20 protein-coding genes and 1 tRNA gene are annotated in these 21,885 nt (G+C 61.9%); 11 read left to right on the top strand and 10 right to left on the bottom strand.

The features are described from left to right. Position 1: 1 nt before the first annotated feature. Positions 2-478, bottom strand: coding sequence for a hotdog fold domain-containing protein (locus A6D6_RS06115; protein WP_133493288.1), 477 nt, complete (start codon positions 476-478; stop codon positions 2-4). A 196-nt stretch (positions 479-674) separates the two neighbouring features. Between A6D6_RS06115 and A6D6_RS06120 the strand changes: the two genes are divergently transcribed. Beyond that, the gene (locus A6D6_RS06120) at positions 675-3,713 is read left to right on the top strand and encodes a DUF748 domain-containing protein (protein ID WP_159660221.1); all 3,039 of its coding nucleotides are present in this window, start codon (positions 675-677) and stop codon (positions 3,711-3,713) included. After that, the gene (locus A6D6_RS06125) at positions 3,714-4,460 is read left to right on the top strand and encodes a spermine/spermidine synthase domain-containing protein (RefSeq protein WP_159660222.1); all 747 of its coding nucleotides are present in this window, start codon (positions 3,714-3,716) and stop codon (positions 4,458-4,460) included. A gap of 195 nt (positions 4,461-4,655) precedes the next feature. Here A6D6_RS06125 and A6D6_RS06130 read toward each other — a convergent pair whose 3' ends face one another. Beyond that, positions 4,656-6,599: a transglycosylase SLT domain-containing protein gene (locus A6D6_RS06130; protein WP_159660223.1), complete on the bottom strand. Its 1,944-nt coding sequence runs from the start codon at positions 6,597-6,599 to the stop codon at positions 4,656-4,658. A 144-nt stretch (positions 6,600-6,743) separates the two neighbouring features. On the opposite strand from A6D6_RS06130, the gene A6D6_RS06135 reads away from it, so the two are divergent. Next, complete coding sequence (locus A6D6_RS06135) at positions 6,744-7,712, top strand: class I SAM-dependent methyltransferase (protein ID WP_159660224.1); 969 nt, start codon at positions 6,744-6,746, stop codon at positions 7,710-7,712. Here the strand turns inward: A6D6_RS06135 and A6D6_RS06140 are convergent, their stop codons facing one another. The 3 genes from A6D6_RS06140 to fdhD all read right to left on the bottom strand — a co-directional run bounded on the left by A6D6_RS06140 (position 7,713) and on the right by fdhD (position 10,660). Continuing rightward, positions 7,713-8,702, bottom strand: a complete 990-nt coding sequence (locus A6D6_RS06140; RefSeq protein ID WP_133493293.1) for an NAD-dependent epimerase/dehydratase family protein — start codon at positions 8,700-8,702, stop codon at positions 7,713-7,715. A gap of 39 nt (positions 8,703-8,741) precedes the next feature. Then, a complete protein-coding gene (locus tag A6D6_RS06145; RefSeq protein WP_133493294.1) occupies positions 8,742-9,620 on the bottom strand; it encodes a DNA ligase in 879 nt (292 codons plus the stop codon). Positions 9,621-9,796: 176 nt separating this feature from the next. Continuing rightward, positions 9,797-10,660: a formate dehydrogenase accessory sulfurtransferase FdhD gene (fdhD, locus tag A6D6_RS06150; RefSeq protein WP_159660225.1), complete on the bottom strand. Its 864-nt coding sequence runs from the start codon at positions 10,658-10,660 to the stop codon at positions 9,797-9,799. A gap of 367 nt (positions 10,661-11,027) precedes the next feature. Between fdhD and A6D6_RS06155 the strand changes: the two genes are divergently transcribed. From A6D6_RS06155 to A6D6_RS06175, 5 genes are all read left to right on the top strand, one after another. Further along, a complete protein-coding gene (locus tag A6D6_RS06155; RefSeq protein WP_063140744.1) occupies positions 11,028-11,249 on the top strand; it encodes a hypothetical protein in 222 nt (73 codons plus the stop codon). A gap of 165 nt (positions 11,250-11,414) precedes the next feature. Next, complete coding sequence (locus A6D6_RS06160) at positions 11,415-11,657, top strand: putative hemolysin (protein ID WP_133493296.1); 243 nt, start codon at positions 11,415-11,417, stop codon at positions 11,655-11,657. Between the two features lie 72 nt (positions 11,658-11,729). Continuing rightward, positions 11,730-11,803: transfer RNA gene (locus A6D6_RS06165), tRNA-Gly, on the top strand. Positions 11,804-11,900: 97 nt separating this feature from the next. Continuing rightward, positions 11,901-12,149 carry a hypothetical protein gene (locus A6D6_RS06170; protein WP_159660226.1) on the top strand — a complete coding sequence of 83 codons (249 nt, stop codon included), beginning with the start codon at positions 11,901-11,903 and terminating at the stop codon, positions 12,147-12,149. Positions 12,150-12,268: 119 nt separating this feature from the next. Continuing rightward, positions 12,269-12,943 (top strand): class I SAM-dependent methyltransferase, encoded by a 675-nt coding sequence (locus A6D6_RS06175; protein WP_133493298.1) that lies wholly within the window; start codon positions 12,269-12,271, stop codon positions 12,941-12,943. A 6-nt stretch (positions 12,944-12,949) separates the two neighbouring features. Here A6D6_RS06175 and A6D6_RS06180 read toward each other — a convergent pair whose 3' ends face one another. The 4 genes from A6D6_RS06180 to A6D6_RS06195 all read right to left on the bottom strand — a co-directional run bounded on the left by A6D6_RS06180 (position 12,950) and on the right by A6D6_RS06195 (position 18,061). Then, positions 12,950-14,194, bottom strand: a complete 1,245-nt coding sequence (locus A6D6_RS06180) for an SMI1/KNR4 family protein (protein WP_159660227.1) — start codon at positions 14,192-14,194, stop codon at positions 12,950-12,952. A gap of 384 nt (positions 14,195-14,578) precedes the next feature. Then, complete coding sequence (locus A6D6_RS06185; RefSeq protein ID WP_133493300.1) at positions 14,579-15,217, bottom strand: peroxiredoxin; 639 nt, start codon at positions 15,215-15,217, stop codon at positions 14,579-14,581. Positions 15,218-15,377: 160 nt separating this feature from the next. Beyond that, on the bottom strand, positions 15,378-16,886 hold the full coding sequence (locus A6D6_RS06190) for a DUF3336 domain-containing protein (protein WP_159660228.1): 1,509 nt from the start codon (positions 16,884-16,886) through the stop codon (positions 15,378-15,380). Positions 16,887-17,170: 284 nt separating this feature from the next. Further along, entirely contained in the window at positions 17,171-18,061 is an 891-nt protein-coding gene (locus A6D6_RS06195; protein ID WP_133493302.1) for a LysR family transcriptional regulator, read from the bottom strand. 163 nt (positions 18,062-18,224) lie between these two features. On the opposite strand from A6D6_RS06195, the gene A6D6_RS06200 reads away from it, so the two are divergent. After that, positions 18,225-19,136 carry a TauD/TfdA dioxygenase family protein gene (locus A6D6_RS06200; RefSeq protein ID WP_201303709.1) on the top strand — a complete coding sequence of 304 codons (912 nt, stop codon included), beginning with the start codon at positions 18,225-18,227 and terminating at the stop codon, positions 19,134-19,136. A 69-nt stretch (positions 19,137-19,205) separates the two neighbouring features. On the opposite strand, the gene A6D6_RS06205 is transcribed toward A6D6_RS06200, so the two are convergent. After that, positions 19,206-19,904 (bottom strand): SIMPL domain-containing protein, encoded by a 699-nt coding sequence (locus A6D6_RS06205; RefSeq protein ID WP_133493303.1) that lies wholly within the window; start codon positions 19,902-19,904, stop codon positions 19,206-19,208. Positions 19,905-20,006: 102 nt separating this feature from the next. Between A6D6_RS06205 and apbC the strand changes: the two genes are divergently transcribed. Both apbC and dcd read left to right on the top strand, forming a co-directional pair. After that, complete coding sequence (gene apbC, locus A6D6_RS06210; protein WP_159660229.1) at positions 20,007-21,095, top strand: iron-sulfur cluster carrier protein ApbC; 1,089 nt, start codon at positions 20,007-20,009, stop codon at positions 21,093-21,095. 78 nt (positions 21,096-21,173) lie between these two features. Beyond that, the gene (gene dcd, locus A6D6_RS06215; protein ID WP_133493305.1) at positions 21,174-21,743 is read left to right on the top strand and encodes a dCTP deaminase; all 570 of its coding nucleotides are present in this window, start codon (positions 21,174-21,176) and stop codon (positions 21,741-21,743) included. The last annotated feature ends 142 nt before the right edge of the window (positions 21,744-21,885 follow it).

The following is a 21,885-nucleotide window of genomic DNA, read 5'->3' on the forward strand; positions in this document are numbered from 1 at the left end:
GTCAGGCGTCCCGGGCCGGTTTCTCGGTGACCCAGAGGTAGATGGTCCCGGCCACCACCACGGTGCCATCGTCGCGTCGGGCGGTGACGGTGACCGGCAGGTCCGGACCATTTTCCCAGGCATCGGCGTCCACCTCGGCGGTGGCGACGATATCGCTGTTGGCCTTGGCGGTGTAGCGTACGTCCATGCCCTTGGGAATCCAGCGCAGGTGTTTGGGAATGGAGGCTTCGGCCATGGCGCCCATGGCGGCTTCCAAGGCATTACAGATGGCAATGACATGAACGGTGCCGATGTGGTTCTCCACTGCTTTGCGCTTTTTGATGTGAACTTCGCAGTAGTTGGGGCGCAGTTCGGCGATCAACGGTCGGACGGTGCCGAAATAGGGCGCCTTGCGGCTGAAAATCAGGGAAAACAATTCCCGCCCCTTGGGAATCCGGCGGGTTTTGCGGTACAGATTAAGCAGATAGTTGTCGCTCATGGGGGCTCTCCGAAAAGGAAGGCCCCGATTGTGCCGGCACTGATTCCCGGCACAATGGCCGTGGAAACCGCGGCGGCGGTCTCGCCGTCGATATTGAGGGCAGGGCCTCGGCAAGTGGTGTTGGCAAGGGCTGTCTCGGAACAGCGGCTATCTCGGGCGGTAAGACTCTCACGGACGCAAGGAACAGGAGACTGACATGGACACCCCATTACAGTGGTGGCGCCGCCAGGGCTGGGGCCGGCGTACGGTGGTGATCTGCCTTTTCCTCTATGTGCTGTATCTGGTGGTGGTGGGGCTGATCCTGCCCGGCTGGCTGCGCGGCAAGGCGGAACAGGAATTGTCCTCATTGTTGGGCCGGACGGTCACGGTGGAGAAGGTCAGCCTCAATCCCTTCGTTTTATCGGCCACCGTGGAAGGGTTCGATATCGCCGACGACCGCACCGAGACCCTGCTCGGGTTTCAGCGTCTGTTCGTCAATGCCCAGTTCTGGTCTTCGTTGTTTCATTGGCGTCCCTGGGTCAGGGAAATCAGTCTGGATGGACTGGACGCGGGCTTGTGGCGAGGCCAGGGCGGCGAACTGAGTATCGACGATATTCTGGCGCGGCTCTCACAACCGGCCGCCGGCACGGATGACGCCGGCGCCGATGGCGCCGATACGGATAGCCCGGATACGGATAGCCCGGATACGGATAGCCCAGATACCGTCGCGACTGACGAGCCGGAGCCGCCGGAACAGGAGCAACCGGAGCAGCAGCAGGAACCGTTGGTGGCGGAGACAACGCCCGCCAGCGAGACCGAAGCGGCGTCACAACAGGAATCACAGGTGCCGGCGCTGACCGTGGACGTGCTGCAATTGACCGCCGGGAGAGTGCGCTTCATCGACGCCACGGGTGAGGAGCCGGTGACCCTGACACTGCCGGTGGAGTTCAAGGTCGAGGACCTCACCACCCGCGCGCCTGAGCAGGAAGACAATCGCTATGCCCTGAACATCGAGGGGCCGGATGGCGGTACGCTGGAATGGAGCGGCCGCTTTAACTTGCAACCATTGAGCACCGATGGTCGGCTGAGTATGGCCCAGGTGGATCTGGTGTCCTTTGCCCAACTGTTGCGCTCCCAGTTTGATTTCCGCATTCCGTCCGGCCATCTGGCGTTGAGCGCGGATTACCGCTTCTCGGCGGAACAGGGGCAGGGCCTGACGGTGCGCAACGGTACGCTGGAACTGGACAATCTGGTGATTCGTCGTGCCGGCCAGGAGGACGCCAACCTGACGCTACCGCGCATCGCCGTCAATGGCGTAAGTCTGGACACCGTATCCAGGGAAGTGACGGTGCCGGAGGTGCGGATCAGCGAGGCGGTGGTGAACGCGGAGCTGGATCAGGAAGGGCTTGATCTGGCCACCCTGTTTCTGCCGCGCAATCCGGCCGAAGAGGAACAGGAAAATGCGGAAGACAGTGCCGTCGAGCCCTGGCGGGTGGCACTTCAAACCCTGGTCTTGGAACAGGCGCAACTGACGTTGCTGGACAAAACCGTGAGTCCGGCCACGCCGGTGGCGTTCACCAACACCAATCTGACCGTCACCGACGTCACCGTGGGCGACCAGATCAGTTGGCATTGGCAGGGCGACGCGGTGCTGGCGGAGAGTGGCCGGCTCAATCACAGCGGCGAAGGCAGCTTGTCGCCGCTGAACATTTCGGCGGCGATCAAGGCGGACGCCGTCCCGTTGCCGACGTTCGCGCCCTGGGTGAAGCAGGCCGTGCCGATCACCATACGCCGTGGCCAGGCCAGTGCTGACCTAAAAGTGGACGTCGCCGGCGAGGAACCGGTGGTGACCGTATCCGGCGGTGCTGGACTGAACAACCTGGATCTGCTTGAAGGAAATGGCCAGAGCTTCGCCAAACTGGCGTCGTTGCAGGCCAGCGGTGTGTCGGTCAACACCGCCGAGCATCGCGCCACGGTGGCCAATATTGATGTCAGTGGCCTGGATCTGATCAATCGGGTGGACGCCCAGGGCCGGGACCTGGTGTCGCGGCTGAACACTGGCGGTGGTGGCGGTGATGCCGGAGGGCCGGCCTGGCGGGTCGGCCTCAAACAGGTCCGGGTGAAGAACTCCAAGCTGGCGCATAACGATGCGTCGTTGTCGAAACCGTTTGCCATTTCCCTGGAGCAATGGAACAGCACGGTGCGCAATTTCGATACCGGCGGCGGCCGTGCCGCGATTACCCTGAATGGCAAGGTGAATGGCAATGCGCCCTTGAAGGCGGAAGGCTCGGTGTCACCGGATCCGTTATTCCTGGATCTGAAAATGGATTTCCAGAGCTACGGCATGGAAGGGCTGACGCCTTACACCGGCCGCTTCCTCGGCTATGCGGTGCGCCGTGGTCTGTTGAGCGTCAATTCCACCTTGAAGATCGAAAACAATCAGCTGCGGAGCCGCTCCACGGTGGCCGCCGACCGCTTTTTCCTGGGTGACCGGATACAGAGCGACGAGGCGGTGAACGCACCGGTGCGGCTGGGTTTATCGGTGCTGAGAGATTCCTCCGGCATGATCAATTTGCCGTTGAATGTCTCCGGTGACATGAACGATCCCAGTTTCAGCGTCACGGGGCTGATCTTCACCGTGATCAAGAACGTATTGGTGAAGGCTGCCACCGCGCCATTTTCACTGTTGTCCAGCCTGGCCGGCGGCAAGGATCTGGAGCAGATCGCATTTCCCGCCGGTGACGCCCTGCCCGGTGCGGAGACCCGGCAGAATCTGGCGACCTTGAATGATGTGCTCAGCAAACGACCGGGCCTGTCGGTGGTGCTCAGCGGACAAACCAATGACGAGGATCGGGCCGCCTTTGCCCGCCAGGCCCTGGGTGAACAGTTGAGCGAAGGCATGTTCCGTGGTGACTGGCCGGGAGAGCAGGCGGCGTTGGCCGACCATCGCTGGGGCAAACGCATCGTCAAGGAATTCGAGAAAAGATTCGATGCCGACAGCGCCGAATTGGGCGTGGAAGGTCGCGATGACGCCGCCGACGCCCGCCGTGCCCGGCTGGCCTGGGAGCGGCTGGTGGAAGCCGCCGCCAAGGACGTCAGCGCACAGACGCTGCGGACCTTGGCGACGCAGCGGGCGGAGAACGCGCGCAACGAACTGGTGGAGCAGCATGGATTGGATGCGGGCCGGGTTCGTCTTGGGGATCCGGCCATGGACGGTAAACTGGCGGGCATCCAACTTGGGCTGGGCAACGATTAAATGAGTCTGATCTGGGAGCAGCAGCACGACGGGGTGTGTTATCAGGTGCGTCGCCGGCGAACCACTTTGGAGCTGTACGCCAATGGGGTGCAGCACTCCGAATTCCACCCCCGCCGTTTGGTCACCGGCAGTGTCTGGGATCTGTTGTGGTTGCCGGCGTTATTGGGAGAACCGGAACGGCTGCGGCGGGTGCTGGTGCTGGGTTTGGGAGGCGGCACGCTGATCCCGCCGCTGCGCCGGTTATTGAAACCGGAGTGTCTGGTGGCGGTGGAAATGGACCCGTTGCATCTGACCGTGGCGCGGGACGTGTTTCAGGTGATCGACGATGATATGGAAACGGTGGAAGGCGATGCGGTGCAGTGGGTCCGTGATTACCAGGGGCCGCCATTCGATCTGATCATCGAGGATCTGTTCGCGCCCAGTGACGAATCCGTAACACGGGCGGTGGCGGCGGATCGCGACTGGTGCGACAGTCTGAGCCGGCATGTCTCCGAACAGGGGGTGCTGGTGATGAACTTCGGCGACTATCGTGAGTTTCGCGACAGCCACGCGGCTGGCTCCGCCGCCATGGCCGGTTGGGCCAGCCGCTTCCGCCTGTCCTGTGGCGACTGCCACAATGCGGTGGTGGCGTTTTCCCGGTTGCCGGCGCGCAGCGTACACCTGCGGCGCCGGGTGCAGGCGCATCCGGCGCTGGCTCCGTCAGTGCGTGACGGGCGTCTTAACTACCATATCCGCCAGCTGAACTAGCCCGCGGCCAGTTAATCGGTCTTGGAAACATCCATTCACGCCGTATTCGCTGGCAAGCCAGCTTCCCACGGAGGGGAACTACGAAGCTGCTGTGGGAAGCTGGCTTGCCAGCGAATACGGCGTGTAGGCGTGCCAGCCTGTAAGCTGGCGGGTCTACAGCTGTGGGATTCCACGGGTTCGTGGGCCACGATGTCTTTACTTCCTCACCAGTGCCTCATCGCTTTGCAAAAGCGCCTGGGAATAGCCCGCGTTACGCTCCGCCGGGGTAGTCAGACGCACCTTCTCGTCAGGGGCGTGCAAACCCGCCAGCAGTACCCGGTAGGTGAGCACCGCCTGCACATACTCGCGGGTTTCACGGAAGGGAATCGATTCAATCCACACGTCCATCGGGCGGGTGTCGCTGCGTTCCGGCAACCACTGGGGAATACGGCCCGGCCCGGCGTTATAGGCGGCCAGGGCCAGAATCCGGTTATCGTTGAAACGGCCCAACATATCGGACAGGTAGCGGCTGCCCAGATTGATGTTGGTTTCTGGATCAAACACCTGATCACGGGAGGGGGCCGGCTGCTCTTCATCCATGGCGACCTTGCGCGCGGTACCGGGCATCAGCTGCATCAGGCCCATGGCGCCGGCATGGGACTGGGCGCGGGGGTTGAAGGCGCTCTCCCGGCGGGAAATCGCCATCGCCAGCCATGGGTCCAGTTTGTGACGGGCGCTGGCGCGGGCGAATTCCTTGCTGTAGGCGGCCGGGAAGCGCCAGGCCAGCGTGTCCCAGGCCTTGGCCTGAATGGAAGCCTGCACGGCGAGGTCGTACCACCCTTGCTCCAGCGCGTACTGGGCCAGACGGTCCTGATGGGGCCGGTCATTGTGCAACATCAGCCAGTGCCATTCTTTCCAGGCGGCGCCGTACTCTCCCATGTCACGCAGCAAGCGCACGCGGATCACGCCGGGAGGCAGGTTGACATTGGTATCGGGCTGGTAGACTTGCTGATTGAAACTGTAGGTCTGCCCGAGCCGGTCGGCGGCTAGAAAACCATAGAAATTCCGTTGCTCGGCGGCCTGCCGCCACAGTGGTGTCGCCTGGTTCCGCTGGCCGTTTTCCCAAGCGGCCCGGCCGGCCCAGTAGCGCCAGCGGCTGTCGCTGGCTTCCTCGCTGGGCAGGCGTTGGATCCAGCGTGCCACGGCGGGCCAGTCCTGCTCAATAACGGCGCGGCGAATGCGTTGGTCCAGCAGGGCGGTATCGGGGTGGTCCGACAACCACCGGTCGAGCCAGTCCTGATTTCCGCGAATGCCCCGAATAGTGGAATAAAAAGCAATCCGATCACCGGCGGCGCTATACAGTGCCGGGTCGGTGAGCCCCCAGCGCCTGGCTCTTTGCTCGAAGGCCTGACGGGCACCGGTGGTATTGGTATAGGCCATGCGCTGCAAGGCCGCGGAGATCAGTTCCTGGCGCCGGGTATCGGCCAGCGTCGCCGGTAAGTCGGCGACCTTGTCCGGGTTGTGATAAAGCTGCTCCAGCCATTCTCCAGCGGTCTGGTAGGGTTCGTCGAGCATACGTTTGAGATAGCGCATCAGTCCGGTGGCCCGGGCTTCGAACGCCAGTTGCATGCGTTGCCAGATTTGTTCCTGGCCGATGACGCCGGCGGCCTGGGCGGCTTCGAACAGAGGGTCGCAGGCGGAGGGGCGGGATTGGCCCGCCAGCCAGATTTCACGGGCGTCCTTCAGTGCGGCATCGCGATCATGGCGCAACTGGGCCCGTTGATAGTAACAGCGCGCTTCAATGGCGGTGGGAGGGCTGTCCATGGCTTCGGCGGCGGCATCCCAGCGCCCGGCCTTGGCGTAAGCGATCAAGGCCATCTGGCGAATGTCCGCCGGCAACGGGGAACGGGGATAGCGGTTTTGGTAGTCACGCAGACGCGAAGGATTCAGCTCCGGAAGGTCTCTGCGCAAATGATGGAATTCCAGGTAATCGCGCAGCGGGTAGTCCTGGGCGATGCGTGGTTCCAATTGCGCCAGTGTTTCCCAATCATTGTCGCGAGCTGCCCGCAGTGCGTCCTCGAAATTTGTGTTCACGGGTTGTGTGGCGCATGCCAGGGCGCTACAAGCGAAACTGAAAACCAGTACGGCGCGACGGATCATCCTGCCTCCATTCGTAGGGTGATCTCACCATTCTAGCGAGACGCGACCGCCGGGCGTGCGCGGTGAATGTAAAACTTGAGGTGGCGCCGGCGCCGGGGTTTATACTGTCGCCCCTTTTTTCGCCTGCCCTGACCGGTGACCGTGATGGAAAACAGCACAAAACTTTTGCAACGTCAGGCGTCCGCGCTGGCGGCTCGCCGGGTCGGGGTGGTGGAGGCCGATGACGCGGCCCTGGCCGATCTGCCGACGGCCTCCCTGTGGCTGCATGCCGATGATTTTACCGTGTCGGCGGATCAGTGGCGGCCGTTGCCGGAAGTGGCCGAGGACACCGATTTGTTGATCCTGCCGTTGCCGAAAGCGGCGGACCGCATGACGCTGCTGTTGCGCCATCTGGCCGGCGTGATCCGCAAGCCGCTGCCGCTGTGGTTGGTGGGGCCGGCCAAGGGCGGGATCCGTGGCGGCGTTACCCGGCTCAAGGGCTTCGCCGATGACATCCAACTGCTCGACAGCGCCCGCCACTGCAAACTGTATGAGGCGCAACTGAGACCTGGGCCACCGCTATCCCTGGCGGAGCAGGCCGCGGTGATCGAGGTGCGCGGTGCACGGGTGACCAGTTACCCCGGTGTGTTCAGCCACGGCCGCCTCGACGAAGGCAGCGACTTGCTGCTGGATGCCCTGGAAGCCGCCGATGTCGGTGGTGGCAAGGCTTTGGATATTGGTTGCGGTGCCGGTGTGCTGACGGTCTGGCTGGCCCGGGCCGGCTGCCGGGTGCAGGCGTTGGATCCAAGTGCCACGGCGGTGACCGCAGCCCGCGCCACGCTGGCCGATAACGGTTTGAGCGCCGAGATACAGGGCGGCGATCTGTTTGACGGCATCACTGGTCGCTTTGATCTGCTGGTGACCAACCCTCCGTTCCACGATGGCCGTGAGCGTACCACCCAGATCACTCGCCGTTTGATCCGGCAGGCGCCAGAGCATCTGCAAGCGGACGGGGAACTTTGGCTGGTGGCAAACCGGGAATTGCCCTATGCCCAGTGGCTGGACGACGCTTTCCGGCAAGTGACCGTGGTACGGGAAACCAATCGCTTCCGGGTTTATCGGGCCCGCCGTTGATCAGGTGACACTCAGCATTCCTTCCGCGCGCATCCAGTCGATGCATCGACGCAGCATGATCTCCAGCGGTACCTGATCATCAAAACCCAGCTCCCGTACCGCCTTGGCGCCACTGACCCGGCTGCGCGTGGAAATCAGCGCTACCTTTTCCGGCGTCAGACGTGGCTCGTTACCGGAGAAACGAGCGGCGATGGGGGACAACTGTCCCAGCAGGCCCAGCGCCCAACGTGGCGTCACTTTGCGGGGCGCTGGCCGGCCCAGCAGCCGCCCGATGGTTTGCGCCAGTTCCAGAAAACTGGCCTCGACGCCGGCCAGGATATAGTTGTGCCCGTCCCGGCCTGCGTCCCAGGCCGCCAGATGGGCCCGCGCCACTTCCTCCACCGCGCCGAAATTACCACCACCAGGGGGAACGCCGGGCAGACGGCGCTGATCGATCAGGCTGATCATCTGCGACCAGTTATGCGTATCGCCGGCGCCAATGATGGCGCAGGGGTTGAGGATCACCGTGCTCAGGCCCTGACGGGCGCCGTCACGGACTTCTTCTTCCGCCAGATATTTGGTGCGGTTGTAGCCGATCCAATCGTTGGCGGCGTTGGAGGGGATTTCCTCGTGGATGATGCCATCCTGCTGCCCCCATGCGGAAATCGAAGACGTATGAATCAACCTGCCCGCCTGATTGCGCAGGGCTGCGGTGACCACCGCCCGGGTGCCCATGACATTGTCCTGATACTGCTGGTCGCGCCGCCGTCGCCAGAGACTGGTATTGCCGGCTACGTGGAACACGGCGTCCACCGCCGGCGGCATTACCAGAGTGAGTTCGGTGGCGTTGCTCAGCGGGGCATGGACGATTTTCATCCCGGCTTCCCGCAGCGCTTGGCCGTCGCTGCCGGGGCGCAGCAGGGCGGTGACCTGCCAGCCTTGTTCCACCAGCAGGCGGGCGATGTGGCAACCGAGAAACCCCCGGGCTCCGGTGATAAAGGCGCTGGGCATGTTGTCGCTCCCCATTCATGGTTTGTCTCCGGTTATCGCCTAGGGCGGGGAGCGTGTAAAGCCCGGGCCTTCTTCGCGCAGGCGCAGAAAGCTGGCGAACCGGGGCAGGCCATGACGAGTGTGGCCGTGGTATTTGTAGGTGACGACGCTGCCAATGGCCGGAGGGCGAGCCCGCAGCGCATCGCTGAAACCGGTGCCCAGACGGAAATGACGCCCGCCGGGCGTTTTCACCAGCAGCGCCCCCATCATTCCGGTGTACTTGCCTTCGCCGGGGATCACCGCGACCACTTCCGCTTCCGCGTCCAGATAGGGCTTTACCTTGAGCAGATTGTCATTGCGTTCGCCCCGGTAAGGCGCGCCGCCGCGATGCAGCATCAGGCCTTCTCCGCCCGCCGCCACCACCTGCTCCAGATCGCGCATCAGCGTGGCGTGGTCGTGTCCCCGGCGCTGGTCGACCAGGTACAGGTGGGGCAGGGCGGCATCGTCAATCAGTTCGCGCAGTCGCGGCAGCCGCTGGTCGAACGGACCCGCGGACGAGGGCAGATCAAACGCCATGAAATAGATATGTCGCCAGGGTTCCGCGGGTGGCGTGCGACGGTTGAGTATCCCGACCAACTGACTGAAGGTGCCGCGCCCCATCCATAACTCGCCGTCCAGCGGTTGGTCGGGAAAGCCTTCGGTAAAGCCGGGCGGGGTATCGATCACATTTCCGTTGCGCGACAAAAACCGCTGCCCATCCCAGTAAGCGCGCACGCCATCCAGCTTCTCGCTGACCCAGTAGTTGCTCAGATCAATGCCTTCTTCATAAGTATTCGCCAGCATCAGCGCCGGTGCTTTCGCCGCCCGGGCCGCGGCGGCCATTACCAGAGTGGTGGCGATCAGTAACGTGCCGATGAAGTACAAAATTGGGCGGGACATCCTTGTTCCTCCTGGTCATCCATTGACGGAGCCAGTGTAGAAGAAGGGGCGGGCCGGGGATGCAGGTCCAGGCTGAAATACGTGTAGGACTATGGCTGCCTGCCCATGGTGATTGGCTGACAAGGACGCGGAACAGGTGGCCGGGCGCTGGAAAAAATTCTGGGCCCGTAAGCCTTTTAGTCCAGGTGCTTGTGCCCGTTTTGCTCGCTGGGGGGCGGGCTGAACAATCGGGGAGCGCCGCGGCGGGGTTGATGAATCAGGTTCAGCCGGCTGCTGCGCGCCTGCCGCACGCTCAGCGATGATGGCGCGGACAGACTCACCAGGGTGCCGGCACCGGCGCGCACTGCTTTGTGGATCAATTCCAGACCGCAACGGCTGGTGATGGCCAAAAAACCGCTGGCCGGATCCAGGCCCGCGCGGACGCAGGCGCCGATCAGCTTATCCAGGGCGTTATGACGGCCGATGTCCTCGCGGCACAGACGCGTTTTACCGGCGCCATCCACATAAACCGCCGCGTGCATGGCGCCGCTGTCGCGGGCGAGAACTTGTCTCGCCTGGAAGCGTTCACGTAATCCCGTCAGGTGGACCAGTGGTGGCAGTGGCGCGGCGTCCCGCTCGGGCAACCGGGGTAAGGCTTGATCCAGGGCCTCCACCCCGCACAGGCCGCAGCCGCCGCTGCCCGCCCGGTTGCGGCGCTGGTGTTTGAAGGCGCTTAAGGCTCGGCTGCTTAAAGTCACTTCAACCTGGATCGCGTCTTCCAGTGGTGTCGGATCGATGTCGCGGATCGCCAGGGGGCTATCCACCACGCCCTCGGTCAGCGTGAAGCCGGTAACAAAATCCTCCACATCGTTCGGGGTCGCCATCATTACCGCGTGATTGATGCCGTTATAGCTGATCGCCACCGCCACTTCGGCGGCAAGCGGCTGATCGCCGGACACTGCGTGGGGGCTGTATTCCAGATAACCGTAACGGGGGGACGGATCCACCAGAGCAGAATCTTCATCGGAGGAACGCCCGGCACCGGGCCGGGAAGACGTCATGGTCGTTACCTCATGGGTTCAGGACGTGTCCTGCGTTGTTCTGTCATCCAGGCTCTTAGGATAGGGCGATTCGGGCCCCGGGTCCAAAATGTCAGAGGCTTTATTCAGGTTCATCGCGGAATAACGGGAATATGGGTTTCCATCGGGAGCCCGGGTGGCCTTCCGAGGTCCCTGATGGAAGGTAAGATCGGCCCCCACTAATCTACGATGAACCCAAAAAAGGGGTTGATTTTTGATCGCCGCTCCCTGATGTTGGATCAAGTCTGTTTACGGATCGGGGAAGGCCGGGAGCTACAAACCGGAGTGCCACCCCCCGTGGAGAGCGACACCGAAACCGATACTATTCGATAACAAAAGGTAGAGGCTAATGATGGATATCAGTACCACCCTGCTGGGGCAGATGGCGATCGCCTGGGCTGTGCTCTGTGCAGTGATTTCCTATTTTCTGGCACGCAAGAAAGTTCGCGCGCCGATTCTTGCCGCCGTGCTGGGCCTGTTCATGTCCCTGGTGCCGCCGTTCGCTTTGGTGTACATGGCGGTGCTGGCGTTCCTGCGGCCGGAACCGCGGCATAGCCAGGTTTCCGCCTGACCTCCTTGTCTCCGGTCTGCTCCGGTCCCGGGCTTCCGACAGGGCCTGTCGTGCCCTGTCCTGAGCTGTCGGTGCGGTTTAAAGGCGCCTGTCCACGCTGGTCTGTTGCATCCGTCTCCCACGGCAAGCATGCTGACCCTGGCATGGATTCCATGGGAATGTGGTATGTACCATCGATTCGCTATTGCTCTGATATTTCCCCTGAGCGCTTGTATGTCCAACACCACGGAACAGGATGACTCGGCTGGGCCCACCGGTATGGCTAATCCTGCTTCGCAATACTGTGAGCAAGTGGGAGGCGAACTGGAAATCCGCGACGAGCAGAATGGCCAGGTTGGCTACTGCCATCTGCCGGATGGTCGTGTCGTCGAGGAATGGGCGCTGTATCGCTCCTCCATCCAGAATTGATGACGCCGTACGAAAATGCCGCGGGACAGTGGACATGGCATAAGGCGTTAACTATATTGCCGTTTCACGGAAGCGGGTGTAGCTCAATGGTAGAGCAGAAGCTTCCCAAGCTTACGACGAGGGTTCGATTCCCTTCACCCGCTCCAAACCTCCTTCTCCCGCCGCGAATACCCCCTCCCGCCACCGATAGGATGGAACGAGCCGTGTCAGGATGCGGTATCCTTTCTTTCTGGAATGCGACTCATGAAACCAACGGATAAAGGGCGCGATATGAGGAAGTGGTTCTGGGGAGTAGCGGTGCTCTTCTTGCTCGCCGGTTGTGGCGGTAATGATCTGAGCGCGGTCACGCTGGACAAGTTCACGGTGATGTTGATCGACGGTAAGGAGAGGAAAGCCGCGATCTGCCTGAGGAAGCTCAATGCCCAGGGCGATGGGATGATTGCGGGTTGTGGTGAGTGGACGCCGATCGACGTGGTGCATAAGACCCTTTAGTTGCACGTCTGGCGGTTCTGGCCGAACTGCTGCGCCTTATTCTCTCTTTTCCATGTTTGCCTTCCTTATGGTAACAATTGAAGTTACGATAAGGCGAAACGGTGGCAATGGAATCTCCTGTGTCCTCTTTTTCCAATCCCGGTTCCGTTGCCCGGTACGCTGATGGCCCGGTCAGGCAGGTGCCGGGTTTCCTCGCGCTGCAGAAAATGGCGGAGTTGCTGCTGGCGGAGCGTGTTCCCGAACAGGGGCATGTTCTGGTGTTGGGCGCCGGTGGCGGCCTGGAATTGAAGGCATTCGCGCAATCCCGGTCCGGATGGCGCTTTCTGGGCGTTGATCCCTCGGCGCGGATGCTGGAGCTGGCGTCGGATACGCTGGGCCCGCTTGCGGACCGCGTGGAACTTCTCGAAGGTTACATCGACCAGGCGCCGGACCTGGCCTTCGACGGCGCCACCTGCTTGTTGACGCTGCACTTTCTATCGATGGAGCAGCGCCGCCACACGCTCGGAGCGCTGCGGCGCCGCTTGAAACCCGGCGCGCCGTTGGTGGTGGCCCATCACAGTTTTCCCCAGGACGAGGATGAGAAACGGCGTTGGCTGAAGCGTTACGCTGCGTTCGCGGCGTCGTCCGGGGTAGCCGGAGCCGACGCCGAAAGAGCCATCGAAGCCATTGGCGTCCGGTTGCCCTTGCTTGCTCCAGAGCAGGAAGAGGCGCTCCTCAGGGAAGCAGGTTTCAAAGGAACCGAGCTGTTCTACGCCGGGTTTACCTTCAAGGGCTGGGTTGCTTACGCTCCCTGACGCTGGTCAATGCCGGAAGGCCCCCAGCCGCTTGATTTGCAGGCGCAGCCCGTCTTCACCCAGGTAGTGCGCGAGTTTGCCCTGTCTCACCTTTTCCAAACTCGTGCGCAATGACGCCAACAGTGTTTGTTTTTGTTCCGGCAGGGTGGCGCGCTGCTGTACGGACAGCTGTTCCGTTATGCAGTGGGCACTGTCGGGGACTCCATGCAGGACGCAGCGTAGCGCTGCCTGTACCGAGGCCTGATCCGGGTGGGTCAGCACACGGGCCACCAACGCCCTGGGAACAGGACCATTTACGTCGTCCAGCAGCCGTTCGGGGAGCGGCGGATCACGGTCAAGCAGGGCCTGAAAGGCTGACCAGGCATTGTTGATGACAGCCAGGGAGAGCGGGCTCATATCGCCGCGAAGCGGGATATCCGCCGTGATGCCGCCGTCGAGTAATTGCGTGAGCAGGGCGGCATCGTCCTGTTGAATGGCGTGACTCAGAGCCAGTGTGGCAAGAAGAGGATTGTTGCTCAGGGTGCCGGCTTCGAGCGCGCCCCGCCAATCCAGCACGGCTTGCCGGTAAAAGTCGACTATCTTGTCGGCCAGAGCGTCGGGCAGGCCGTGATCCTGCCTGCGGCAGTCCAGATACTCCAAGAATTCCAGACCGGTATCGGCGCTGTCGTCGGAGACCGGATCTTTTTCCAGTCCGAGGCATTGGAAAGCCTCCCGCAGAGTCGGTGCGATGGTGGCCAGTCCGTCCTCGTGCATGGCGTGGCGCCAGGCTGGCGGCAAGCCCATTTTCCAAGCCAGAGCGTGGCCGTAATCCAGGGCGTGCTGGTCGGTGACCACATAGATGCGGTCGCAGTATTCGAAGCCGCCGATGGGCAGAGCGCCGATTTTGCCGTCCCAATCACGCCCACCAGCCTCGCAGGCTTCTTCCGCGAGCGCCTGTTCATGCTCGATCCAGCCGGGTAGATCACGATAGCCATCGCTGTCGTGGTAGAACAGCTCGGTCCAGGAAATCGCTTCCTGATTGCCGTGCATGGTCAAGCGCAGGTCGTAGTCCAGACGGCCGCCGGCGGTGAGTCGCCAGAGCGACAGCAGAGCGTCGGGCAGGGTGCCGCGGATTCGCTGGCGGATATCCCGCAACGCATCCTCACTAACGGGGGGCTGCGCTTCGAAGATGACGCGGTCGGCCCAGATCACGATATCGTGATCGCGCAGTTGCTGAAGTTCATCCCGGGTGAAAGTGTCGGAGAGATCCATTCTGGTCTGGTGCCGTGCCCAATGAGAAAGTCAGCTTACCATGGTGAGGGCCAGGGTTTGTTGATCATGGCGGAGGATTACAAGCCCATTAAAAAGGTTCATCGCGGTTTGGCGGGATTTGGAAATGCCCTCCATCAGGGACAGCGTAGCCGTGTTACGCCTTTGCGGGAACGTCGTGAAGCAGGTTCCGCAAAGGCGTAACACAGCTCCGCTTCGAGGTGAGGGGCTGGCGCCAGCGCTTTTCCGGTCGCTGGCATGGAAGGGCTTTGATGTCGCTGTGGGAGCCAGCCTGCTGGCGAGCGATGAACCATTAAAAAGCCGAAGCCCGTATTTTTCGCGGACTTCGGCTGTGCAGGCCGCCGCTCTGACAGAGGGCGGAACGGTTCAACTGGTTTTCGGTTGCTTGACCATCCGCAGGTAGGGTTTCTTCTCATCCCAGCCTTCGGGGAACAGCTTTTGCGCGTCCTCGTTGCTGAGTGAGGGAACGATGATGACGTCATCGCCGTCGTTCCAGTTCACCGGGGTCGCCACTTTGTAGCCGTCGGTGAGCTGCAGACTGTCGATGACCCGCAGAATCTCGTCGAAATTACGGCCGGTGCTGGCCGGGTAGGTGATGGTGAGACGGATCTTCTTGTTCGGGTCGATGACGAACACGCTACGCACGGTCAGGGTGTCGTTGGCGTTGGGGTGGATCATGCCATACAGGTCGGCGACCTTACGGTCGGCGTCGGCCAGCAGCGGGAAGTTCAGGGCCTGCCCCTGGGTTTCCTCGATGTCACCGCACCAGGCGTTGTGATCGTCGAGCGGGTCCACGGACAGACCGATAACCTTGGCGTTGCGTTTCTCGAATTCCGGCTTCAGCCGGGCCACTTCCCCCAGCTCGGTGGTGCACACCGGGGTGAAATCCTTGGGATGGGAAAACAGTACCACCCAATTGTCCCCGGCCCATTGATGGAAGGAAATCGGACCGTCGGTGGAGTCCTGCTGAAAATCCGGTGCGATGTCACCTAATTGCAATGCCATGCTACGCCTCCTTGTTATATTGGCGGATAGTGATAGGGCTGAAAGCTAAGCTCGCTTATAACTCCAGAGAACATAGAGGTTCACGATGACGCTTTAAAGGGGGGCGGCAAGACGGAATTGCGCTAAGCATCTTCTCCACGCTTATTAGTGTGAACCGGCGCTAGTGCGACAGATCGCTGGCGGCGGCGCGGCGGTGCTCCGGATCGTCGGGAGAGTATGCCACCTGCAGTCGGTTGAGCGTGCGTTCCTCCAGTTGGTCCAGCCGCTGTCGGCAGGCCAGGAAGGTCCGGCTGATGCGGGTGGAGTTGTTGATCATGTCCAGCTTCGGCCAACTGGTGCGTTCGCCCAGGCTGATGAAATTGCGCACGTCGTCCATGCTGGGATTACGCAGTATGCGCAGCAGATTCAGCGGCTGACGCGGCGGAATCAGGTTGATGTCGCCGATGTAGCGTTGCTTGACCACATTCTGTGCTTTGCTGATCAGCAGTCCCAGATCGTTGGAACGCACCCGCCGCTGCGCCAGTTCCAATGCGTAATTCAGGTTCATGGACAGATTGCGCACGCCCCAATCGGCCAGGGTGCTGAAGCTGGAGTCGGTGCTCTCGCTGCGCGACAGGAACGGTACCACGTGGGGATTGGTCTGGCTGACGATGGAATGATTGACGCCGAACAGGCGGGCCAGACGCCGCACCGGCAGGTCATCCTGGATCGAGCCGTCAACGAATTTGCGCCCGGGGATATAAGGCACGCGCTCACCATCGATGTTCTTGGCCCACAGGCTCACCGGGGGATAAATGCCGGGGATCGCGCAACTGGCCAGGGATGCCTTGCGAATCAGGACATTGGGCGAGGTGCGCCAGTTCAGCAGCCGACTGTGCTGGTTACGGTCATAGGGGCTGACGGTGATGTTGATCTCGCGTCCGGTCTTGCGGTAGGCCTCCTCGAAGGTGAGGTCGGGAATGTTCTCTTCCAGACAGGCTTCCAGGTGATCACCATCCAGTACCGGGGTGCCGCGTACCAGGCCCTTCCAGCCGGCGGCGCGGAACGCCTCCAGGTAGAGATTTTCCGGGCGCAGTTTTTCCGCCAACTCGTCATTGCTGTGGGTACCGGCCCCCGCCGCCACGATACTGCCGGCGCTGGAGCCGGAGATCACGCACGGTAACAGGCCCTGTTCCCACAGGCTTTTCACCACGCCCACATGGAACAGTCCGAGGGCGGCGCCGCCGGACAGCATCAGGCCGCTTTGGCCGAACGCCTGGCCGGTGGTTTCGAAGAAATCCAGTTTCTGCTTCAGGCCGAATTGCTCGAAGGACTCGTCGCACAGATAGTTCAGCGCGGCGCAGACTTCGTCCAGGTAACGCTCGATCAGATGTTTGGTGCCAACCCGGCTGTGGCGATACAGCGCCGGGTTGGAAATGTTGCCGAGGTTGCCGTGCAGGCCTTCGTGGAGATGAAATACCAGTTTGTTGACATTGTGCCGCTCGCGGGCCTGGCGGATCTGCCAGAGCCGGTTTCGGATCAGTTCGTAATCGTAGTGAGGGGAGCGGTCGATACCCTTCCATTCGTCGGCACCGGATATCCGGTCGTGTTCCAGACTGGCTTCCATCCACGCCTGATAGGAGGTGGCGTTGGCGATGTCGCGCTCGAGCTGCTTGAGCGTCCGATTCATGCGGATCTCCCTGGCTGACGACCGGCCCGAGGTTGGGCCGCCGATCTTGCTACCGGCCCATCGGCGGGCCGGAAATGTTTATTGTTGGGCGTTTTCGCGGTTACGCCAATTCAGCATTAGCACAACCGGATTGCGATTCAGTGTAGCCGTCTCTTCCGGCGCCATTGGTTCCGGATTGTCGGACAATAGCGTAAAAAGTGACATTGACCGATGGCATGGTGTTTCGCGGCGCGGCGGCCTGGCGGGCAGCCCCTGACCGTGCTCCGGTGGCGCCGGTGAGGGCTCTATTCCTGGGCCAGGATCAGCGTCATGATGCGCCGGGCCATGGGGGACGGTGTGCGATCGCGCAGGGCGACGATACCGAATGAAGCCTGCATCGCGGGGGCGTCTCTTACTTGCAGCGGAACCAGGGTCCCGTCCCGCAGGTCCTCGGCAACGGCCGCCTCGGTGGCGATGAGCACCGTGTCGGTGGCCAGGGTGATCGATCGCAGCACCGCGAAGTCGTCGCATTCCAGGGCCAGGGCGGGACTTTGCCCGGCCTGCGGCGGCAGTTGTTCAAGGAAGCGGGCGCGGGTTTGCGATGAGACACTGACGGAGCCGAGCCCATATCGCCACACATCGGAGAGGGGATTGTCCCTGTTCGCCAGAGGGTGACCGGAACGGACATAGAAGCGAACATCGCGGTGGGGCAGGGGGGTTATCTCAAGGGATGGCCCCGCTCTCAGATGGCTGATATCGGCGATGAAGAATTCAATCTCCTCGCCCTGCAAATGGGTCAGTAACTGGGTGGTGTGACTTTGTTCGATGCGGAATGTCGCCAGAGGGTGGCCGCGCCGCAATTCGCTCAGGACCGGTGCCAGCATGGTGGCCGAAACCATCGCCCCCACGCCGAAAGCGGTATCCCCCAACTGACTATCCCGGTAGAGAGCCACCTCCCATTGCAGACTGCGTGCGTCAAACAGCAGTTTACGCGCCCTCTCGATAACCAACCGCCCGGCCGGAGTAACCCGAACACCGTCCGTGTCCCGATCGAACAGTCGCAGGCCAAGTTCCTGTTCCACCGCCTGAATGCTGCGGCTGAAAGCGGATTGGCTCAAATGCGCACGGGCCGAGGCACGGGCGAAGTGCAACTCGTCGGCCAGGGCGACCACATGGGAAAGTCGGCGCAGATTCATGGCCCTGATTCTCAAGGGTGTATTGCATAAAACACAATGATGAAACGCATATTATGCATTGGACGCATTAGGAGGCCAGTCAATACATTGAATTTGAGAGCCGGGCTCCGCCATTGGCGGCTTCCGGCCGGCATTCACGCGGAGATCGTCAAGGAGACCGTCCATGAGCCTTTCAACGGCAGCCCCCGAGGTTGGAATGGGGGAAGAGACACCCGAACAAGAACATCCGCCGTTTCGAATCAAACCGCTGTCCCCCACCATCGGTGTCGAGATCGAGGGCATCGACTTGCGGCAACCACTGGATGATGTCACCTGCAAAGCAATGCGGGCGGCGCTGATCCGCCATAAATTACTGGTGTTTCGCGACCAGGACATCACGCCGGCGCAACACGTGCGGTTGGCGGGTCGCTTCGGCGAACTGGAAGTGCACCCGGTGTTTAATCATCACCCTGACCATCCTGAATTGGTGCTGCTTGGCGGTGACCAGCAGGTCCGGGCCCGGGAGAACATTTTTCACACCGACGTGTCCTGGCGGGAATGTCCTTCGATGGGCTCGATGCTGCGGTGTATTGAATGCCCTGAAGTGGGGGGTGATACCCTGTGGGTGAACATGGCCGCCGCTTATGACAATTTACCGGAGGATGTGAAGGAAAGGCTGGTCGCACTGTACGCGGTACATGACGTGATGCCGGCATTCGGCGCGCGAATGACGCCGCAAGAGCGTGAAATAAACCGCCATAAGTTCCCGCCGGCAACGCACCCGGTGGTCAGAACCCATCCGGAAAGCGGCGAGAAGATTCTTTACGTTAACGAGGCGTTCGTTACTCATCTGGCCAATTACAACCAGGTGGCGGAGATGCGGATGGGGTTTGATTTCCGGCTCGGAGAGATGGACCTGCTGCAGTACCTGTATCGACAGGCGGCGGCCCCGGAATATCAGATTCGCCTGCGCTGGCGGCCGAATACCATTGCGTTCTGGGATAACCGTTCAACCCAGCACTACGCTATTCAGGACTATTTCCCGGCGGTGCGTCGCATGATGCGGGCCACTATCATCGGTGACCGGCCGCGCTGATCGGCATGGTCGCGGGGAATTGCGCCAACGCCACCTTGCGGGGCGGCGTTGGCGTCGGTGGGGTATCGATCAGCGCAGTTGGAAGGTGACCATCACCTGAGCACTCAGCTCCTGCTCACCGGGGCGATAGCTCTCCTGCACCGCGCCCTTGGCCATGGCGGCACGCATCATCGGTGCCGGATGGCTCTGGCCCTGCACATTGATGGTAATCGCCGGACCCAGCTTGCGGTCCGCCGCCTTGGCGACAATCTCGGCCTTGGCGCGGGCGTCTTCCACCGCCGTTTCCAGTGCCTGCTGGTTCAGCTCGGCGGCGTTGCTGATATCGGTGCCGGCCGGGGAAATGTCCTTCAGTCCCAGTTTGGTCAGGCCGTCGGCCAGTTCCGCATAGACTTCGATGCCGTTGACCTGGAAGCGCACTTCCCGCGCCACTTCATGGCCAATCAGCTTGCGTTCCGGCTGGTACTGCCACTGCGGCGTGACGCGAATATCGGTGGCGGTGACGTCCTTCTCATCAATATCCAGGGAATCGGCCAGATCCAGCATGGCCTTGACCTGATCGTCCACGCGATCCTTCATGGTGGCGATGTCATCGCCGGTCTCCCGGGCGGTGGCCTGCAGATTGAAAATATCCGGCTGACCGCTGACCTTGCCCTCGCCGGACACCGTGATGGTGTCGCGCTCTCCGTTGGTGGTGCCGCTGTCCGTGCCGCAGGCGCTCAACCCCAGCACGGCCAGAGCGACGACAAAAAGAGCCGGTTTGTTGCGCATTGTGATACTCCCTTATTCATTGGTTATGAGGTAATTCCGGTTGCGACCTTGGTTGTGTTGCCGGGGAACTTTATCATTCCTGATTCATCAGCAGGAGGTCCCATGGCGGAAGTCGAACAGGCGGTTAGACAGGTTCTTGGCGATTTGATCCCGGACGATTTGCAAACCGACCTGATCAGCGCCGGCACCCTGTCGGCGATACAGGTGGATCAGGATCAGGTGCGGCTGGAGATTACCCTGGGCTATCCCTGTGCCTCGGTGCTGCCGGCGCTGCGCGAGCGTATTCGTACCGCGGTGGCAGCGGTGATCGAAGGCCGTCGTTTGCTGCTGGCGGTGACCGTGGCGATCAAGCCGCACCGCGCCCAAGGCGGCATGCCGGCCATGGCTCAGGTGACCAATGTGATCGCGGTGGCGTCCGGCAAGGGCGGGGTGGGCAAATCCACCACCGCGGTGAATCTGGCTCTGGCGCTGAGCCGGGAAGGCGCCCGGGTGGGCATTCTCGACGCCGATATCTTCGGTCCCAGCCAGCCGCTGATGCTGGGGTTGCCGGAGGGCACGCGGCCACAGGTTCGCGATGGCAATCGCTTCGTGCCGGTGGAGGCCCTCGGCCTGCAAAGCATGTCCATGGGCTACCTGATCACCGAGCAGACGCCGGTGGTGTGGCGTGGTCCCAAGGCCAGCGGCGCGCTGACGCAAATGATGCAGCAGACACTGTGGCACCAACTGGATTATCTGATTGTCGATCTGCCGCCGGGCACCGGTGATATTGTGCTGACGCTGGCCCAGAAAGTGCCGGTGGCCGGCGCCGTGGTGGTGACCACTCCCCAGGACATTGCCTTGCTGGACGCCACCAAGGGGGTGGAGATGTTCCGTAAGGTGGACGTGCGGGTATTGGGTATCATCGAGAACATGGCGGTGCATGTGTGCAGTCAGTGCGGCCACCAGGAGCATGTGTTCGGTGAAGGCGGCGCGCGCCGGCTGGCGGACCGTTACCACACCGAGGTGCTGGGAGCGTTGCCGTTGTCACTGAAGATCCGCGAGCAGGCCGACGCCGGCCGGCCCACCGTGGCGGCGGAACCGGACAGCCCGGAGGCCGCGCTGTACCGGGCGGCGGCCCGGCGCCTGGCGGCGCGGTTGTCGCTCACCGAGGAAGGCAAACGCGGGTTTCCGAAAGTCGTCACCCAGCATTAGTGGTTACCCGGCATTGAGGCCGGAGGGACTCCTTCTGTACCATTGGTCGATTCACCCTATCACTGGACAAGGCTTGTCATGAGTATTAAATCCGATCGCTGGATCTCCCGCATGGCCCGCGAGCAGGGCATGATCGAACCGTTCGAGGCCGAGCAGGTGCGCGTCGACGGCGAGGGCAACAAGCTGATTTCCTATGGCGTGTCCAGTTATGGCTACGACGTGCGCTGCGCCGACGAATTCAAGGTTTTCACCAACATCCATTCGGCCACGGTGGACCCCAAGCATTTCGATGAGAAGAGCTTCGTCGACATCAAGGGCGACTACTGCATCATTCCGCCCAACTCCTTTGCTCTGGCCCGCACCGTGGAGTATTTCCGCATTCCCCGTAATGTGCTGACCATCTGCCTGGGCAAATCCACCTACGCCCGCTGCGGCATCATCGTCAACGTGACGCCACTGGAACCGGAATGGGAAGGGCACGTGACGCTGGAGTTTTCCAACACCACCACCTTGCCGGCGAGAATCTACGCCAACGAAGGCGTGGCGCAGATGCTGTTCCTGGAGTCCGATGAAGAGTGCGCGGTGTCCTACATGGATCGTGGTGGCAAATACCAGGGCCAGCGAGGGGTGACGCTGCCGAAGGCCTGATAGGAGTATCGTGGCCGTTCGACTACTGGTGTCCCTCGGATTCTGATGGCGCTGAATCCATGGCCGTGGCCAGTCCATGGGGCCTGGAGACATGAAGAGGCGTTGTATTCGCTGGCAAGCCAGCTTCCCACGGAGGGAGCTA

Source organism: Alcanivorax xiamenensis (assembly GCF_009846745.1).
Classification (GTDB): Bacteria; Pseudomonadota; Gammaproteobacteria; order Pseudomonadales; family Alcanivoracaceae; genus Alloalcanivorax; species Alloalcanivorax xiamenensis.

What these genes read in the sequence shown, in the direction of transcription:
- A6D6_RS06115 (WP_133493288.1), bottom strand. Translation starts at nt 478, where the DNA reads ATGAGCGACAACTATCTGCTTAATCTGTACCGCAAAACCCGCCGGATT.
- A6D6_RS06120 (WP_159660221.1), top strand. Translation starts at nt 675, where the DNA reads ATGGACACCCCATTACAGTGGTGGCGCCGCCAGGGCTGGGGCCGGCGT.
- A6D6_RS06125 (WP_159660222.1), top strand. Translation starts at nt 3,714, where the DNA reads ATGAGTCTGATCTGGGAGCAGCAGCACGACGGGGTGTGTTATCAGGTG.
- A6D6_RS06130 (WP_159660223.1), bottom strand. Translation starts at nt 6,599, where the DNA reads ATGATCCGTCGCGCCGTACTGGTTTTCAGTTTCGCTTGTAGCGCCCTG.
- A6D6_RS06135 (WP_159660224.1), top strand. Translation starts at nt 6,744, where the DNA reads ATGGAAAACAGCACAAAACTTTTGCAACGTCAGGCGTCCGCGCTGGCG.
- A6D6_RS06140 (WP_133493293.1), bottom strand. Translation starts at nt 8,702, where the DNA reads ATGCCCAGCGCCTTTATCACCGGAGCCCGGGGGTTTCTCGGTTGCCAC.
- A6D6_RS06145 (WP_133493294.1), bottom strand. Translation starts at nt 9,620, where the DNA reads ATGTCCCGCCCAATTTTGTACTTCATCGGCACGTTACTGATCGCCACC.
- fdhD (WP_159660225.1), bottom strand. Translation starts at nt 10,660, where the DNA reads ATGACGTCTTCCCGGCCCGGTGCCGGGCGTTCCTCCGATGAAGATTCT.
- A6D6_RS06155 (WP_063140744.1), top strand. Translation starts at nt 11,028, where the DNA reads ATGATGGATATCAGTACCACCCTGCTGGGGCAGATGGCGATCGCCTGG.
- A6D6_RS06160 (WP_133493296.1), top strand. Translation starts at nt 11,415, where the DNA reads ATGTACCATCGATTCGCTATTGCTCTGATATTTCCCCTGAGCGCTTGT.
- A6D6_RS06170 (WP_159660226.1), top strand. Translation starts at nt 11,901, where the DNA reads ATGAAACCAACGGATAAAGGGCGCGATATGAGGAAGTGGTTCTGGGGA.
- A6D6_RS06180 (WP_159660227.1), bottom strand. Translation starts at nt 14,194, where the DNA reads ATGGATCTCTCCGACACTTTCACCCGGGATGAACTTCAGCAACTGCGC.
- A6D6_RS06185 (WP_133493300.1), bottom strand. Translation starts at nt 15,217, where the DNA reads ATGGCATTGCAATTAGGTGACATCGCACCGGATTTTCAGCAGGACTCC.
- A6D6_RS06190 (WP_159660228.1), bottom strand. Translation starts at nt 16,886, where the DNA reads ATGAATCGGACGCTCAAGCAGCTCGAGCGCGACATCGCCAACGCCACC.
- A6D6_RS06195 (WP_133493302.1), bottom strand. Translation starts at nt 18,061, where the DNA reads ATGAATCTGCGCCGACTTTCCCATGTGGTCGCCCTGGCCGACGAGTTG.
- A6D6_RS06200 (WP_201303709.1), top strand. Translation starts at nt 18,225, where the DNA reads ATGAGCCTTTCAACGGCAGCCCCCGAGGTTGGAATGGGGGAAGAGACA.
- A6D6_RS06205 (WP_133493303.1), bottom strand. Translation starts at nt 19,904, where the DNA reads ATGCGCAACAAACCGGCTCTTTTTGTCGTCGCTCTGGCCGTGCTGGGG.
- apbC (WP_159660229.1), top strand. Translation starts at nt 20,007, where the DNA reads ATGGCGGAAGTCGAACAGGCGGTTAGACAGGTTCTTGGCGATTTGATC.
- dcd (WP_133493305.1), top strand. Translation starts at nt 21,174, where the DNA reads ATGAGTATTAAATCCGATCGCTGGATCTCCCGCATGGCCCGCGAGCAG.